Origin of the sequence: Marinobacter alexandrii (assembly GCA_039984955.1) — a bacterium.
Lineage (GTDB): Bacteria > Bacteroidota > Bacteroidia > Cytophagales > Cyclobacteriaceae > Ekhidna.
In genome coordinates this window covers 81,678-96,953 of sequence record JBDWTN010000005.1, presented here as the reverse complement: position 1 = coordinate 96,953, position 15,276 = coordinate 81,678, and the positions used below count along the sequence as shown (strand labels likewise).

Below are 15,276 nucleotides of genomic sequence, written 5' to 3'. Positions count from 1 at the left end.
TTCATGCGAAGAGGAATATTCTTAATTATTGTTATGCTGGTGGGCGGATGTATTGCTGTCAAAAAGATAGATGCGTCTGAAAATCTTAAATCGCTAAAAATAAGCTTTAAGGATTGTGGAGAAGATTTAAGCTACGATTATATCAAGCTAGATGTGCCTAAGAATTATGACCTGACAAAAGTTAGAGATGATTATGGTTTCTGTGAGTATCAATTCAACTATCAAGACAACTCAACTCTCTATGTTTCCTCAAATAGCTATTCGGGTTCCAAATTAAACTATAAGAATAGGCTTAGAATTGGGGTTGAATCATACTCAAAGAATAGAACTAAATATGACAGCATCGTAAATGGTGGAATACAACAAAATGAAAAGTTTTGGAAGGAAGCTATTTATGGACGCTATACAATCGGTTATGTGGACATCATTAAACCAGAAGCGTTCGAAATGGCTATGCGATCAGTAAAAATCATCAATGACTAGCTATATCTGGTATTGGATATGTATAAGGTTTGCCATCAGCTATTAGCGCATGTCCGCTCGTTACTTCTATTCTGAAGTCTCTATTGAGTTCCTTCCTTATCATATTCTCATGAAATAGTGCACGAACTTCTCGAGCGCTCATCGCAATCCCACCAACCAACATTAGCCTATCATCCAAAAGCCCAAAATTTGCATCATAGGCATGGGCAAGCTCATGCGCTAAGGCAAGCATCCCTTGCTTAGATTGCCACCTAATCTCTGCTCCGCTACCAATTCGATCAAAAGGAGCATAATCAACCATGTGGCTTCTAGAGTCTATGACCTGGAATGCATAGGCATTGTTATTTAACACACCCAATTTGTCGTTGGGGAGGGGAAATAAAGTATAACTATCTATGCTATTTACGATAGAGATGACGAACCTATTTTCTGATTTTTGAAGTGTTTGAATGATGTTTTCAGCATATGCTGACCTCTTTTCCAAAATATTTAGTGACTTCAACGCAAGTTTCAATTTTTTTCCAAGACTCTTTGCCTTGACCTGTTCATCCAACCCATCATTTCTTTGGTAGAGTTCATGATTTCTATATAAATAGAATTTATTGAGGTATTTTATCCATATTCCAGTCTCTTTTTCTTTTGAATCACATGAATACGTAGATGCTCTTAAAAGTTGCGCATTGGAACCCAAAGGGCTTGTATTAGTGTAGATGTCGGATTGAAGTGAGCTTTCATTCAAATGGTCAATTGCAGTAAGTTGAATATGTTTTCCTGAATAAATCGAGTCCAGCATAATATCCATTTGACCATAAATTGGCAGATGGATAAATAATGATGTAAGAAAAAGCATCCAGCTAAATATTCTAGCAAAAGCCATACAATAGTCCTTGAGTAGTGTTTGAGTCTATTAAGAATACGAGTTAAATCTAGCTATGGCTGACTTAAACCTTTGAAATTCAGTTTATTGTAAAAAAGAACACGTCAATTCATTTTAATAGTGGACGTGAAATCCTAGGCGCTGTGCATTAATCATCTTTTCTATTTAAATTTATTCTTCATAAAGTGTGAATAAGCTATATGGAATAATATTCTTATTCTTAGGAAAAATAATCTTGATAAGCTCATGTTTAACAAGGATTTTAGCCTGATTGAGTCTAAGAAAACGAAGTTTCTTAACAATAATTAATTTACAATGTATAAGAGCCGCATAAAAAGAATTGTTATGACAGAACAACTCAAAAAAATCGCCAAATTAATAAGTATGTTATGTCTTGTAGCATTTGTATTTAGTGCATGTGAAGATGCGAGTGTAGACATTTATGATAATGTAGAACTCAAGGATGAAGAAACGACGGATGAGGGTAAAGATGTAAAAGCTTCTCCAAAAACAAAGGTATTGGATCAAAGCTGATTTGCTCATTCATTAAAATTTAGTCAACTAGTATACTTATGATGACAATACTCACTAAAAACTTAAAGCATTTCATTGGCGTTCTTCTTTTCGCCTCATTTGTTTTTATTTCCTGCAATCACGATTCTTCTTTGGAGGTCACTAGTCCAAAGATAAATGCCAATCTAGATGAGATGCTATTAGAATCTCTGGATTTAATGGAAGAAAGTCCAGCATCAGCACTAACTCAACTTGACGACATTATTAAAAGAGCCGATGCGATCCATTCAAAGTATTACTCTGGAAAAGCTAAATGGTATAAAGCATACATCTATGATGATGTTTTAGAGGATGTAGCATTGGCTTACAATCAATACTATGATGCACTCGAAGATATCTTGCAGACCAATGATGTATCATTGAAGATGAGTATTTACAATAACTTAGGTATTCTTTATCGAATGTATGAGCAGTATGATGCTGCAATCTCCAATTATGAAGAGGCCATTAAATTCGAAAATGAGTTATCCAAGAAACAACTTTCAGATCTTTATTATAATTACGGTAGATCTCTTAAGATGAAAGGTGGAGAGGCAGCATTTCTCCAAGCGGAACAGGCGTTCACTCAGTCATTGAAGCTTGCAGAGGAAATAGATCACCAAGAGAATATCGCTCTTGTATATAATGAGATTGGGTCGATGTATAAAAAGTTAGATAATCATGAGGTGGCACGATTATCTTATTCTAAGATAATCCAAACCTTTGGAGACAACTCAGAAATGAATCAATTTGTGGGGTTAGCATATCATAATTTAGGTGATTCATACATGACTGAAGGAAAATTGGAAGAAGCTGAAAAAGCTTTTAATAAAGCTTTGGAATTCAAAACAGTAAGCAGTTCTATTTTTATTACAAAATATGATCTTGGCACCATTCTAATGAAGTCTGGCCAATCCGAAAAAGCCATAGCTACTTGGAAAGATGCTTTGACAGAGAGTCACAACAAGAACAGCTTAGAACATATAAAAATCTATTCGGACCTGACAAAGGTATTGAGCTCAGAAAATCAAGTGAAAGAAGCACTAACTTATTCTGAGATTTATACTGATAATGTGAAAAACATATTAGCTCAAGGAGAGAAGTATAAAATTTTAAATGAACGTATACTTTTCGCAAATGTGGTGAGTGAATATGATGAGTTTAATAAACCAGTACCACTCTTTTCTAGGCCTTTGGTTATTCTAGCTTTAATCCTAGGGTTTGGTGCATTAATCTACTCAATAGTATTTATTTACTATAGATCTAAGTCGAAGAAAAAAGTATCAGAAGTTGTTTCTAAAATTCAAACAGATTTTTTGGATATCAAAGTTGATTAGTCTTGTTCTCACCAATGATTTGGGCGAGATTATCTTGCATGACGTAAAACTCAGTCAGTTTTTTATTGAATGATAGGAAAATAGCTTTTAGATCATCAAATAATTTTTGACGGTCTATCGCATTCAATTCATCTTTCTCCAGTCTTTTTAATTTATCTCCAAACAATGTAGTAAATCGGTCTAAGTCACTGCGTTTTATTTGATATTCCGTACTTACCTCGTTTAGTAAGCTTTCAAGTTTGACTTCTGTGTTAAGCTCGATTTTGAATTCCTCGTAATTAGATTCTGTAAGTTCTTTTGTTATGAATAAGTGCAGATTAATCTTGAACGTAGATGCGATAACTCGAAGCACTTCAGGTTTCGGTATCACATTGTGTTCATACTTATTGATATTATGTGTGGGCACATCTATCATATCGCCAAATTCACTTTGACTCTTAATGTTTTTCAGTTTTCTGAGAGCTCGTATGTTTTTGTTGATTAAGTCCAATTGAAGAGTTTAGGCATAATATTAATTATAATAAGAATATTTTTCTTACTATTTGTAAAGAATATTTTCATATATAGCTATTAATCAATTACTTAACCAAAAGACCTTTTACCGAAGAAAAAAATGACTGATTCAAATAAATCTACCCTTTCTTTACTAAGAATTCTCACGTACTAAGTTAATTCAGTCAGATTAATTAGTCATTTAAGAACAAGCTATGGATGCACCGCATAAACGCGGTGCATTTTTTATTTAAGACAACACAAGTTCATTCCTTAATTCTATCAACCCTCTCTACTTATTCAAAAATGCAAAATACCCTTTAATGGGTATTGCATATGGATGATAACTAGTTCAACTTTATAAAGCAACTTATTCATGTTATGAATTCCTCTAAATCATAAAATATGAAAATTAACTCAAGACACTACCTATTCATTCTGCTTGCATTAATTGCTTTAAGCGGAACCGCACAAATTACACCTCAAAGCAAAGCAATGGCAGTCCATTATATTGATGTAGGCCAAGCCGATGCATCACTTCTAGAGTTTCCTTGTGGCGCTATTTTGATTGATGCTGGGGTTGCCAATAATGAAAGAATTGAACAGCTGACTACTTACCTTGACGCTTTTTTTGAACGACGTAGTGATTTGAACAAAACATTAGATTTAGTGATTGTAACGCATTGTCATGTTGATCATAACCGAGCTCTGCAGTCTATTGCAAATAGATTCACGATAAAAAACTATATAGACAATGGATTGAAAAAAGGGTCCGGAAAGAAGAACCAGAAGTGGATGCAACAAGAGTATCAATCCATTCATTCCACGTATAGCTTTGAGGCAATCACTGCTGGAGGTAATGCAAGTGGACTAACGAATGATAGCATAGATCCGATAAACTGTAATGGAATAGATCCTAAAATAAGGTTGCTCTCAGGTTCATTTGAGAATCGACCACCTGGTTGGTCTAATACTGACTTTGAGAAAAATGGCAATAATCACAGCATCGTCATTAAGGTAGAATATGGAGAATCTTCATTCTTATTTACTGGTGACTTAGATTTTGAAGGAATTGAGACTATGTTAAAGCATTATTCAGCTTTTGACAACCCACAACCAAATAATATGGTTGACATTGATGTTTATCAAGTAGGGCATCATGGAGCCAAAAATGGCACAAATGAAGAACTGATGAATGCGATGACACCTATGCATTCTGTGATCTCCGTGGGACAATGGACAAATACAACTAGCTGGACTGCTAGTCAATATGGTCATCCACACGAAAATGCCATTAATTTTTTATTGAATGGAACAACAGAAACTCGTGCCATCTCTGTCAAAGAATGGGTAGGATTAAAAGGGGAGAGTAGGGGAAGTAAGAATGTGCCCTATGATCGTTTCGAAGAACGGCTAATAGATAAATCTATCTATGCTACTGGTTGGGATGGTACAATCATCATTACCGTAGATGATCACAAAAATTATGCAATAGATTATTAACTAAAACAATTGAAGTAAGACTATTGAGCCCTTAACGATCTGAGTTTAGATCATGGTATCTATGCACTCTTTTGATACTGGTCTTTAGGATGATATTCTATGAACTTAAAAGGAAGATCTAACAAGTCGCTGTAGTCCTCACCAGCTTCATACATATCTTCATCATCTTCATCATAGTACCAACGAACCATCACTTCTTTCCCTTTGTCTTTTAAAGCCTTTATCTCTTTCAAAAGGTCATATATACACTTGGAAGAGCTCGTATTAAAATATTCCATCTTAATTCTTACATCCATCTTTTCCGCACTTATCTTAGTTGATAATGTGCTTCTTAAAGATTCGTAAAACTGAAGTGCGTTCTCTGGGCTTGACCTTCCGTAAAGCTTAAAAACGCCTTTTGACGGATCAAGTAAAACAGCTGGTGTATTTCTGGTAGGGTAAATTTTTATTGGTTCCATTTGATATCTTACTTCAAGCATAAATAGAATAAAAATTTCGGAGAACTGCATGTTCTTTTAGTCGAGATGTCAGATAAGTTCGTTTAGTGGTTTATCTCACTTGACAAATATTTTTGAGTAGGTGTTTAAAAAAGATAGCGGATAAAAGAATGATGATTCAACTAATCTAGGTTTCAACTTCAAATCGATCTGTCACATCTTTAAATGTACAAATCACATGCTTTATAGATCCACTTAAAAGTATAGGGTGGGCATTTACCTCTAACCAAACCTTATCATTCAATAAAGGTCTGGAAACTCCCATAATTACTCCAAGTTTCGGTTTGTAGTTAGTAATTACATCAATAATAGGGAAATCATAAGTTTCAAACTTGCGTCCATCTTCGTGGGTCACTTTCCAATATGCATCCATGGCCGTGTTACCCATAAACTGCTCTTTGGAAAGTCCTAATAATTCAAAGGCCGCCTTGTTGCATTCTAAGGGTATAGCGTTTGCATTATATATACCAACACCTACGGCAAGATTCTCAACTAATTTATGATAGGTTTCTTTATCCTCTTGATAGGTTCTATCTAATTCGGATATGTCTAGATGAGTATTCATTCAATGAAAGTTCTACATAAAGATAGAAACATCTTAATGCAACTGACTATTGAACGATAGAATGGCTAAATGGATCTATTAGTTAAGCTTTAGATGATGAATATGCTCATCTATGAGATCAATCCGCTCAGTAACGTTAGATACATACTTAGTGAGTTCCTTTTCAAGCTTTTCGATTTCCTTGTAATAGTCTGAACCGCTATGTTTCGTATATTTTTCTTCGATTTCTGTGAAGGTCTCACATTCTTTTCCAAGAAAATTTTTAAAATTTGGGGTGGTGTAATCTGTTTCAACGGTTAAAATATCTTTCAATGTAGCTATTGCCTCACGATCTTTTACATTTTCATATTTCTTGCTCACAATGCTATACAAAAGGGTATCGTAGTGATGAATCTTGTCTAGCAAACCGATTGTTTTTTCCCGATATACTTCTGATGTGCAGTAATACTTCATTCCCGAATATTTTTCCAATGCCGCTGCTTGCTTGTCCCATTTCACCGTTAAGTCATCGATAATAGAAACAATATCTTCATTTTGAGCTGAGGCAAAGAGAGTGCATGCCAGGAGATTAAATGCAATTAGGTATTTCATCGGCTAGTATGATTGTTGGTTAATCTGTTACTAAAAGTACATACCACAATCAGATCATCAAAGTAGCTTGTCAATGATTCGACAAACTGCCCTAAAAATCATTTTAATGTTAAGCTTTGAACTTAATACTTAATATTATCTGTGAATTTGAATTCAATATCTAATAAAACATAAGTAGCTATATGATTTCTATTTCTATAATATTTAAGCTGATAAACCCAGTAAAATCTAGACGGCAATATGAAAGCCTGTTTGAGGATCAAATTTATAGCTACATAGATCCAACACAAGCTTTTTAATGCTAAGTTTTCTTTGAGTTAACCTCTTTCCACATTTCGTTGCACAAATCGCTAACAATATCAAATCGACAAGCATACTCAATTGCTTTTTCCCATTCTTTCCCCAGAATAATTACTTGACCATTCTCTTTTTTTATATCTAACATCATCAACTTACCGTCTGCACTAACCTTAATAAAACCGCTTAAATCTTTCATTGTACAATATTATCAATTGATAATATACAAAGTGTATTTCAACTATCAATTATAAATCGAGCAAATACAGATTGCAAGCGATGAAATACATTTTTAAGTACTCAAGAACTACGAAAGAGTAAAAAAATAGTACGTGAATTTTATCATATGATACAATAAGCTCTTTATGAAAATAAGATGCATTGTGTCCTGAAAAATATTGTAGCTGGAATGGTATTTTTATCTAATTAAGTAAATTGTCGAATAAAATCTCTAATTTTGCAACAGTCAAAAAAGAATTGATTTAATAATTAAGTAAATACGCTGTTCCTAACAGTAGGTAGTATCCGTTTAAGTAGTAATTTCCATTAAGAATTTCCTCCCAACGTTTCAACTCAATTTGATTTAATGAAAATTAAAATCAAACGTCTTTCCTTCATTATTGAAGCACTCAATGGATATCTGAATTTGTCTTCAACAAAAAAATAGTGTCCATCGTAAAAAGTATAAATAATATAATTAAAAAAAAATGCCAGAAGGAACAGTAAAATTTTTCAACAGTGAAAAAGGTTTTGGATTTATCACGCCAAGTGATTCAAGCAAAGATATTTTCGTACACACTAGCGGATTAATCCATGAGATCATGGAAAACGATAAAGTTGCTTACGAAGTAGAAGAAGGTAAAAAAGGTTTGAACGCCGTAAACGTTGAGCGCATAGATTAAGATCTAAGCAGTTCACAATTATTAAAAGACAATTTAATTAAAATACAATGCAAGAAGGAACAGTAAAATTTTTCAACAGTGAAAAGGGTTTTGGATTTATAACTCCAAGCGACTCTAGTGACGATATTTTCGTACATGTAAATGGTCTGATAGATGAAATCAGAGAAAATGACAAAGTACAATTCGAGACAGAACAAGGAAGAAAAGGCTTAAATGCTGTGAACGTAGAGGTTTTGAACTAATCGAAATTACACACCTATTTTTTGGTGAAAGGTGGATTTACTATTTGTGAATCCACTTTTTTTTGTACTCCACTTTCAGAAAAAATGATTTTGTCATATTAGCTATTATTAAAGAGGATTAACTACTCAGTGAAAACTGAAGATATGATGAACAATCATATCTTCATTATCTGTAAATGTTTCAAAAGATTGACTGAAACGAAGGTGTTTGAAGGGTACATAAGGATTCAGATATCAACTAGAGGGCAACTGCTAGCACTTTCTCTAGATACTCATCACTAAGAGATCGGAATTGACCAAAGGTATAATTGTTTATCGTTGCGTTGCTGGATGAGAAGTAGTTACTTATCGCATCATACATTTCAGCTTTACTCAGCACTCCATCTTTGTTTACATCGAGCTGTTTAAAAGCAAAGATGATGTTCGCTCTATTTAAACCTAAGATTCGATATAGAGATTCAAACTCATCAAAATCGATGACCCCATCCTTATTTTGATCAAATAGATCAAATAGAAACCTTACAGCAGAAACAGAGAACCAGCGTATAAAATACGATTCCCTATCCGTCTCATTATTTCGTTTGATGATTTCAACCCATTCCAATATATTGATTTTCCGACCCTTGCCGTTGGTTGCCTCAATAAGAAGCCTGTCAAAATTTTTAAGCGTGACATATCTCAGGTGATTTGTCTCAGACTCACTAAATAGTCCGGGTTTGGCACTAACCAATCTGTTAATGATTTCACTCATATCAGCTGGTTCTAATACACCATCACGATTCACATCTAGTGCATAGAAAAAGAAAACCCACTTTTTGATTGTATCCTTGAGTTGCACGTATTTTAGATTCTAATGTCTAAACTATCAAAGTATAAGGACAATGAAGCTATATGCCGTCAAATGCATGTTGATACCTAGTCTCTTTATCCTATTCTTTGTTTGATCCAACTAAAAAGGTCAGTTTTGATTTAACATGGCAGAGCTGCATAATCAAATACTTAAGATAACTGAGGCTAAAGCTATTATTCGCACAGAGTCTGTTCAAACACTATGGAGTGGTTATGGAGAGATAAAACGATATTATCTAGAAGGAGGAAAGTATCCTAATGTTATCGTCAAACATATTCAATTGTCAGATACTGATATACATCCCAAAGGATGGAATACTTCATTATCACACCATCGAAAGCTAAAGTCTTATCAGGTGGAAAGGAAATGGTATCAACAGTATGCAAACCAAACGAATATACATTGCAGAGTTCCGCAGAGCTATTATGCTGTGGAAGAGGGGACGGATCTATTACTGGTCATGGAAGATTTGGATTCGGTTGGTTTTAATATCAGGCTCCATCATGAAGAAGTTGCTTTAAAAGATGCAAAAAATTGCCTTTCATGGCTGGCTCATTTTCATGCAAGGTTCATGGGAGATACAGGTGATGGGCTATGGCCAATTGGCACTTATTGGCACTTGAATACACGACCAGATGAATTAGAAAGGATGGAAAATATTTCGCTTAAAAAAGCGGCTAATGGCATAGATCAGCAACTCAATAATTCAACGTATCAAACATTGGTTCATGGAGACGCTAAGCTTGCTAACTTTTGCTTTAATAAAAATGGGACAGTTGCTGCAGTCGATTTTCAATATGTTGGAAGAGGATGTGGGATAAAGGATGTTGTCTATTTTATTAGCAGTTGTTTTGATGAAGAAGCGTGTGAGAAATATGAGCCCGAACTTCTCAATCATTACTTTAAGCAACTTGAAATAGCATTAAATAAAATAGTTGATTATCAATCAGTTAAAGAAGAATGGAGTATGCTGTATCGTTATGCTTGGGCAGATTTTTATCGCTTTCTGGACGGCTGGAGTCCTGGCCATTGGAAAATGCATAGCTATAGTGAAAGAATGACTCAAGAAGTGTTGGAGGAATTGAAAATCGTATGACTTTTACAGAAGAGGATCTATTCATACTATCCAAGGTGGCTAAGGAAGCAGCTATTGCTGCTGGTGAATACATCCAGTCACAATTGAACAGTCATCTTGATAAGAAGCATAAGATAGGAATCGACTCTTTAGCTTCACAAATAGTGACTCAAGTAGATTTAAAATCGCAGGAAATTATCCTTGATCATTTACAGGAAAGCATCACGAAATATGATCTAGGACTACTAACTGAAGAGGCGCCAGATGATGAATCTAGAACCATAAAGTCCTATTTCTGGTGTGTCGATCCAATGGATGGTACTCTACCTTTTATAGAAGGAAAATCCGGGTATGCTGTCTCGATTGCTCTTATTGAGAAAGGCGGTAATCCCTTAATTGGAGTGGTTTATATTCCTGACATACAGGAATGTTATTCATCTGTGAAGGGAAAAGGTGTGCGATTAAATAATGAATTATTTCAATATACTGAGGTGAATGCAAATGATATTATTCATATATATATGGATAGAAGCCTATGTGTTGAGTCATACTTTGAACGGGTAAAGTCTGAGTTGAATCAATGGATGATACAGAAGAAACTTGGCCAGATTGAATATCATGTTGGATTCGGTGCTGTTAGAAATGCATTAGGTGTGATGAACTCAGGTATGGGCTGTTATTTCAAATTCCCTAAGAAGCAGAATGGAGGTGGCAGTATCTGGGACTATGCCGCTACACGTTTGTTTTTCGAGGAGTTAGGGTTATTTGTTTCAAATGTATCTGGCAACCCAATTGATCTTAATAATCCTAATACCACATTTATGAACGAAATGGGTGTCGTTTATGCGAATGATGAAGGATTATCTGAATTCGTTGTAGAAATGGGTGTGAAAGTAGCTGAATCTACCTAAATCAGATACAGTGTTGCTACTGGCTCTCTTTGTTATTGGGAATTAGTTCCGTTATCTTAAACATAACCAATCTAATCATTTGTAATGCTTAAGATAAATTATAAAAACCCTGATCTTACTATTTGGATAAACAATGGAAAAAAATTCAGGATGTTGGTTGGAGTGAACGGCATGTTACTTCCATTAATGTTATGGCTATTCTTATACATTGATTCTGGGCAGACGGAAGTTTTGGTTTCAATTAGTCATTACTACTTCACAAGAGCTAATAGTATATTCATAGGAATCATGAGTGCCATTTCCGTTTTTCTTATTGTTTATAAGGGAGAAGAAACCCAAGATTTTCTAATATCTGTAGGTTCCGGATTGGCTGCTATTTGTGTCATACTTTTTCCAACAGATAATCTCATGGGATATGCTTGTGACGAACCGTGCAGCCATATCATTACAAATGTTAATCCTAGCAGTGTTAGGGTGGGGTTTCACTATATATCGGCTGCTATTTTTCTTCTGGGCCTGGCTTATATGTCTGGATTTTTGTTTGTTAAATCAGATAAACAGAAAAATTCGAGAGGTAAGAAAAAGGTCATTAGAAATAGAATATATCGGATATGTTCAGGAATTATGTTTTTAGCAATAGGTGTTATTTTCTTTCTCGGTTTTCTAAAATGGATGCCAGCACAACTGTATGATGATTTGAAAATAACCTACTGGATGGAAGTACTCGCAGTTGAAAGTTTCGGTATTTCCTGGCTTGTGAAAGGAGAAGCAATCTTTGGAGATTAGTGAGGATGGAAAATTCGGTAATGAGACAGAAAAAGGTGTCCTTAAATTTCAGAAAACTACTTTGATGACAAGGGCCATTCCTTAGTGTCAGATGGTATAGTTGGATCTTCTAAAATACGTAGGGATACGTAGCGCAAACACTATTTATTGATTCTAAAAATACCTAAGCTAAGATTGGTGACCTGACACAGATGTATCAAGCCACCTAAGAAACACTACCACCTAGTGTTTTTTCACTAGTTTGGTTTGATACACCATTTTTCCAGATCTATCATTGACCATAAGGATGTACGTTCCTTTTTTCAATGAACTGATATCAATGTTCTTACTTTCTCCTTTTGTAGTTAAGATTTTTGATCCTGAAAAGGAATATATGATTGCCGTATGTTCTTTCTGTAATCCAGCTATGGATATTCGATCGCTAGCTGGGTTCGGGTAAATCGTTAATATTCTAGTTTCTTCCTCAGGAGTTGATAAAGTATCAGCTATTTGCTTGGTAGCAGCACGTGCGCTAAAAGGGCTAGGTGGGACAAGCCCTCCCTGAAACTCATAAGCTCCTAAGTCTACGTTGGTTCCATAAGGTCGGGGATTCCCTGCAATATCGGTATCAATCTGAGAAGCATTGTTATCGCCAGTATCTATAGCTGGCGAGGGATTTGTCAATGTCAGGCCATCATCCACTGTTCCAAAAATATTATCTGTTCCAATGGGGTTGGATGCATCAAAGAAAAGTGGATCTGCATCCAGGTTTCCTCCATTGTCAGTACCAAAGCTACTGTCCCACATGCTGCTTCCACCACTGCCTTGGATAAGGCTATTGGTAAATATTGACATACCACTGCCGTGTAGCTCAGGTCCGGAAGTTGAGGCAACATTCCCCCAAATAATGGTGTTAGTAACAGTCGGTAATGACCCATTTTCGCTGACCATGCCTCCACCGTAGATAGACATGTTGTCGGTAAGCACGTCGTTGATGAGCGACGGATTAGATACCAGAGTGTTGTAGATACCTCCTCCAGCAAGGCTGGCTCTATTCCCAACAAAAACGGCGTTCACTAAACTTGGATGAGAAGATGAATTATACATACCTCCTCCAATTTCAGCTTCATTTTTACTAATGAAAAGATTGATCATATCACTGTCTGGTGCAACAGTATTGTAAGCCAGTTCATTATATATGCCTCCACCAGAATCGGCGCTATTAGCGGTGATGATTATATTACTAAATGTTGGGGATGAATTCCAATTATATATTCCTCCCCCAAACATTTTGTAAAAGAATTGCGAGCTATATACTATGGAGCCATTTGCATCAGCATTTCCACCGGAGATAGTGAACCCATCAATAACAGTCTCATATGTCAGATTAAAATTGATCAATACATGATAGGTATTCTCTTCATTATCGGTAATACTCAAAGTGCTACCAGAACCAGAGACCAGATCGTTCTGTGCTATATCGCCACTCAGAATAGTAGGATTATTATGCACATCTCGTTCATCAAGTTTCACCTCATTGCCGGCAAATCCACCATAAATCAACAGGTCTTTATCAAGATGAAAGGACTTATCCCTATCATCAATGCTTGACATATCTGGAGATTCAGTGGGCATATAAACACCTTCTGCTACCCATATTCTATCACCGATTGTAGCTGTGTCCAACGCAGGCTGAAGGTCAGTGAAAGCATTCTCCCATGAGGTGCCATTGTTTGAACCGACAGCATTGGGTTTTACATACCAAATCCTTCCTTGAAATTCATAGGCTCCCATGTCTGCGCTACTTCCATAGACTCTAGGGTTGCCCAATATATCTTCTGCATTCACTCCGGAATTCGTCCCGGAATTAATAGCCGGAGATGTTTTCAAAAGAGTCAATCCATCATCGGATGTTCTTGGGATACCATCTGGACCATTGGGTTCGGATGAATCAATGAAATATGGTCTTTCATCCAAATTGTTTCCTAGATCTTGACCCAGACTACTATCCCAATTGTTGCTTCCACCACTTCCTTCAATAATAGAGTATGAAAAACTGGGATCAGATCCGTTTATGTTATAAATACTTGCTGTTGAGGAGTAAGAGCTATTTTCCCATATAATACAGTTTTTAAAAACAGGAGACAATAGTGTGTTGTTATATATGCTGCTACCATGGAAACCGGCTGTATTCATAGTGAACGTAGAATTGACAATCGTTGGGTAAACAGCATTAACATTGTACATAGCCGCTCCGTAGTATGAGAAATTGCCTACGAATGTCGAGTTATATATTTGAGGGGCACAATTGCTATTATTAGACATTCCTCCTCCATTGTGTTGCGCACGATTACCAATAAATGATGTAGATGAAATGATAGGGAAGGAAGATTGATGATTGAGCATTCCTGCGGCATTCGAAGCATAGTTTCTTGTAAAAGTGACATTGCTTATACTAGGTGATGAACTTCTATTGAGTAAGCCTCCACCGTGAAGCCCTTTGTTTTCTTCAAAAATTATGTTTGTCATACTAGGGGAGGAGTCACGGTTGATCATTCCTCCTCCCATCGACCTCATAAATAATATGCCACTGAAGGTTATCGATCCTCCAGTGCCATGAGCATGTCCAGACTTAATTGTAAAACCATCAATGATGGCATGGCTCGATAATTTAGCTGTAATCATGACATGATAAGCGTTTTCTCCGTTATCGGAGATTTGTAATGACTCTCCCATCCCATAAGTCGCATCATCGTCATTAAAATCCCCACTGAGTATGGTCAGATTACTTTGAAAATCACGTTGATCCAGCTGTGTTTCTGTTCCTGTAAACCCTCCATACAACCTAATGTCCTTATCAAGATGAAAAGACTTGTCTCTAGTATCCGTGGAGGTTTGATTGGGTGATTCTGTTGGCAGATAGGTGCCTTGGGCCACCCATACTTCATCTCCTGGCTGAGCTTCATCCAGAGCGGGTTGAAGATCGGTAAAGGCGTTGGTCCAAGAAGAACCATCCTTCAAACCAGTGGTGGCATTTACATCTACATAATACGTATTTTGAGCTGTTGTCGAAAAAGCAACTATCAAATAGAATAATAGTGGGATAATAGATCGATTCATAATGAGTTTTTAGTGAGTTAGAAAAGCTGATTGATAACTGAATTGCAGTGCAAGGTAGTTGCATGACTATCCTGAGAGAATACGTGATGATGGCATAAAATACGTAGGGTTACGTATGAATTAGCGCTTTGTGAACTCAGCTATTTGAATAAAAATGCTGCTTACCTTTCGTTAAAAGAGACAGATGAAATGTTGCTATGAAAATTGGGTTTACTGT

At 35.9% G+C, this 15,276-nt stretch carries 17 protein-coding genes; 9 read left to right on the top strand and 8 right to left on the bottom strand.

Annotated features, from left to right (window positions below; all coding sequences use genetic code 11):
- The first annotated feature begins 3 nt into the window (after nt 1–3).
- Nucleotides 4–483: a hypothetical protein gene (locus ABJQ32_01260; protein MEP5288244.1), complete on the top strand. Its 480-nt coding sequence runs from the start codon at nt 4–6 to the stop codon at nt 481–483.
- Here the strand turns inward: ABJQ32_01260 and ABJQ32_01255 are convergent.
- Nucleotides 473–1,276, bottom strand: coding sequence for a hypothetical protein (locus ABJQ32_01255; protein ID MEP5288243.1), 804 nt, complete (start codon nt 1,274–1,276; stop codon nt 473–475). The two genes, ABJQ32_01260 and ABJQ32_01255, sit on opposite strands and share 11 nt — an antisense overlap.
- Nucleotides 1,277–1,705: 429 nt before the next feature.
- Here ABJQ32_01255 and ABJQ32_01250 point away from each other — a divergent pair, with 429 nt between their 5' ends.
- Both ABJQ32_01250 and ABJQ32_01245 read left to right on the top strand, forming a co-directional pair.
- A complete protein-coding gene (locus ABJQ32_01250; GenBank protein MEP5288242.1) occupies nt 1,706–1,894 on the top strand; it encodes a hypothetical protein in 189 nt (62 codons plus the stop codon).
- 38 nt (nt 1,895–1,932) lie between these two features.
- Entirely contained in the window at nt 1,933–3,249 is a 1,317-nt protein-coding gene (locus ABJQ32_01245) for a tetratricopeptide repeat protein (protein MEP5288241.1), read from the top strand.
- On the opposite strand, the gene ABJQ32_01240 is transcribed toward ABJQ32_01245, so the two are convergent.
- Entirely contained in the window at nt 3,236–3,739 is a 504-nt protein-coding gene (locus tag ABJQ32_01240) for a helix-turn-helix transcriptional regulator (GenBank protein MEP5288240.1), read from the bottom strand. The genes ABJQ32_01245 and ABJQ32_01240 overlap by 14 nt on opposite strands.
- A gap of 407 nt (nt 3,740–4,146) precedes the next feature.
- Between ABJQ32_01240 and ABJQ32_01235 the strand changes: the two genes are divergently transcribed.
- Nucleotides 4,147–5,244 carry an MBL fold metallo-hydrolase gene (locus ABJQ32_01235; protein ID MEP5288239.1) on the top strand — a complete coding sequence of 366 codons (1,098 nt, stop codon included), beginning with the start codon at nt 4,147–4,149 and terminating at the stop codon, nt 5,242–5,244.
- 59 nt (nt 5,245–5,303) lie between these two features.
- Here the strand turns inward: ABJQ32_01235 and ABJQ32_01230 are convergent, their stop codons facing one another.
- From ABJQ32_01230 to ABJQ32_01215, 4 genes are all read right to left on the bottom strand, one after another.
- Nucleotides 5,304–5,702, bottom strand: coding sequence for a DUF1987 domain-containing protein (locus ABJQ32_01230; GenBank protein MEP5288238.1), 399 nt, complete (start codon nt 5,700–5,702; stop codon nt 5,304–5,306).
- 166 nt (nt 5,703–5,868) lie between these two features.
- Nucleotides 5,869–6,306 carry a PAS domain-containing protein gene (locus ABJQ32_01225; protein MEP5288237.1) on the bottom strand — a complete coding sequence of 146 codons (438 nt, stop codon included), beginning with the start codon at nt 6,304–6,306 and terminating at the stop codon, nt 5,869–5,871.
- Between the two features lie 78 nt (nt 6,307–6,384).
- Complete coding sequence (locus tag ABJQ32_01220) at nt 6,385–6,897, bottom strand: hypothetical protein (GenBank protein MEP5288236.1); 513 nt, start codon at nt 6,895–6,897, stop codon at nt 6,385–6,387.
- 301 nt (nt 6,898–7,198) lie between these two features.
- The gene (locus ABJQ32_01215) at nt 7,199–7,393 is read right to left on the bottom strand and encodes a hypothetical protein (GenBank protein ID MEP5288235.1); all 195 of its coding nucleotides are present in this window, start codon (nt 7,391–7,393) and stop codon (nt 7,199–7,201) included.
- Between the two features lie 508 nt (nt 7,394–7,901).
- Here ABJQ32_01215 and ABJQ32_01210 point away from each other — a divergent pair.
- Nucleotides 7,902–8,096, top strand: coding sequence for a cold-shock protein (locus ABJQ32_01210; protein ID MEP5288234.1), 195 nt, complete (start codon nt 7,902–7,904; stop codon nt 8,094–8,096).
- A gap of 47 nt (nt 8,097–8,143) precedes the next feature.
- On the top strand, nt 8,144–8,338 hold the full coding sequence (locus ABJQ32_01205) for a cold-shock protein (protein ID MEP5288233.1): 195 nt from the start codon (nt 8,144–8,146) through the stop codon (nt 8,336–8,338).
- A gap of 238 nt (nt 8,339–8,576) precedes the next feature.
- On the opposite strand, the gene ABJQ32_01200 is transcribed toward ABJQ32_01205, so the two are convergent.
- Complete coding sequence (locus ABJQ32_01200; GenBank protein ID MEP5288232.1) at nt 8,577–9,176, bottom strand: EF-hand domain-containing protein; 600 nt, start codon at nt 9,174–9,176, stop codon at nt 8,577–8,579.
- A 136-nt stretch (nt 9,177–9,312) separates the two neighbouring features.
- Here ABJQ32_01200 and ABJQ32_01195 point away from each other — a divergent pair, with 136 nt between their 5' ends.
- From ABJQ32_01195 to ABJQ32_01185, 3 genes are all read left to right on the top strand, one after another.
- A complete protein-coding gene (locus ABJQ32_01195; GenBank protein MEP5288231.1) occupies nt 9,313–10,284 on the top strand; it encodes a phosphotransferase in 972 nt (323 codons plus the stop codon).
- Nucleotides 10,281–11,174, top strand: a complete 894-nt coding sequence (locus ABJQ32_01190) for an inositol monophosphatase family protein (protein MEP5288230.1) — start codon at nt 10,281–10,283, stop codon at nt 11,172–11,174. Before ABJQ32_01195 ends, ABJQ32_01190 begins: the two co-directional genes overlap by 4 nt.
- Before the next feature lie 84 nt (nt 11,175–11,258).
- Nucleotides 11,259–11,960 (top strand): hypothetical protein, encoded by a 702-nt coding sequence (locus tag ABJQ32_01185; GenBank protein ID MEP5288229.1) that lies wholly within the window; start codon nt 11,259–11,261, stop codon nt 11,958–11,960.
- A gap of 222 nt (nt 11,961–12,182) precedes the next feature.
- On the opposite strand, the gene ABJQ32_01180 is transcribed toward ABJQ32_01185, so the two are convergent.
- On the bottom strand, nt 12,183–15,059 hold the full coding sequence (locus tag ABJQ32_01180) for a T9SS type A sorting domain-containing protein (protein ID MEP5288228.1): 2,877 nt from the start codon (nt 15,057–15,059) through the stop codon (nt 12,183–12,185).
- Nucleotides 15,060–15,276 lie beyond the last annotated feature (217 nt).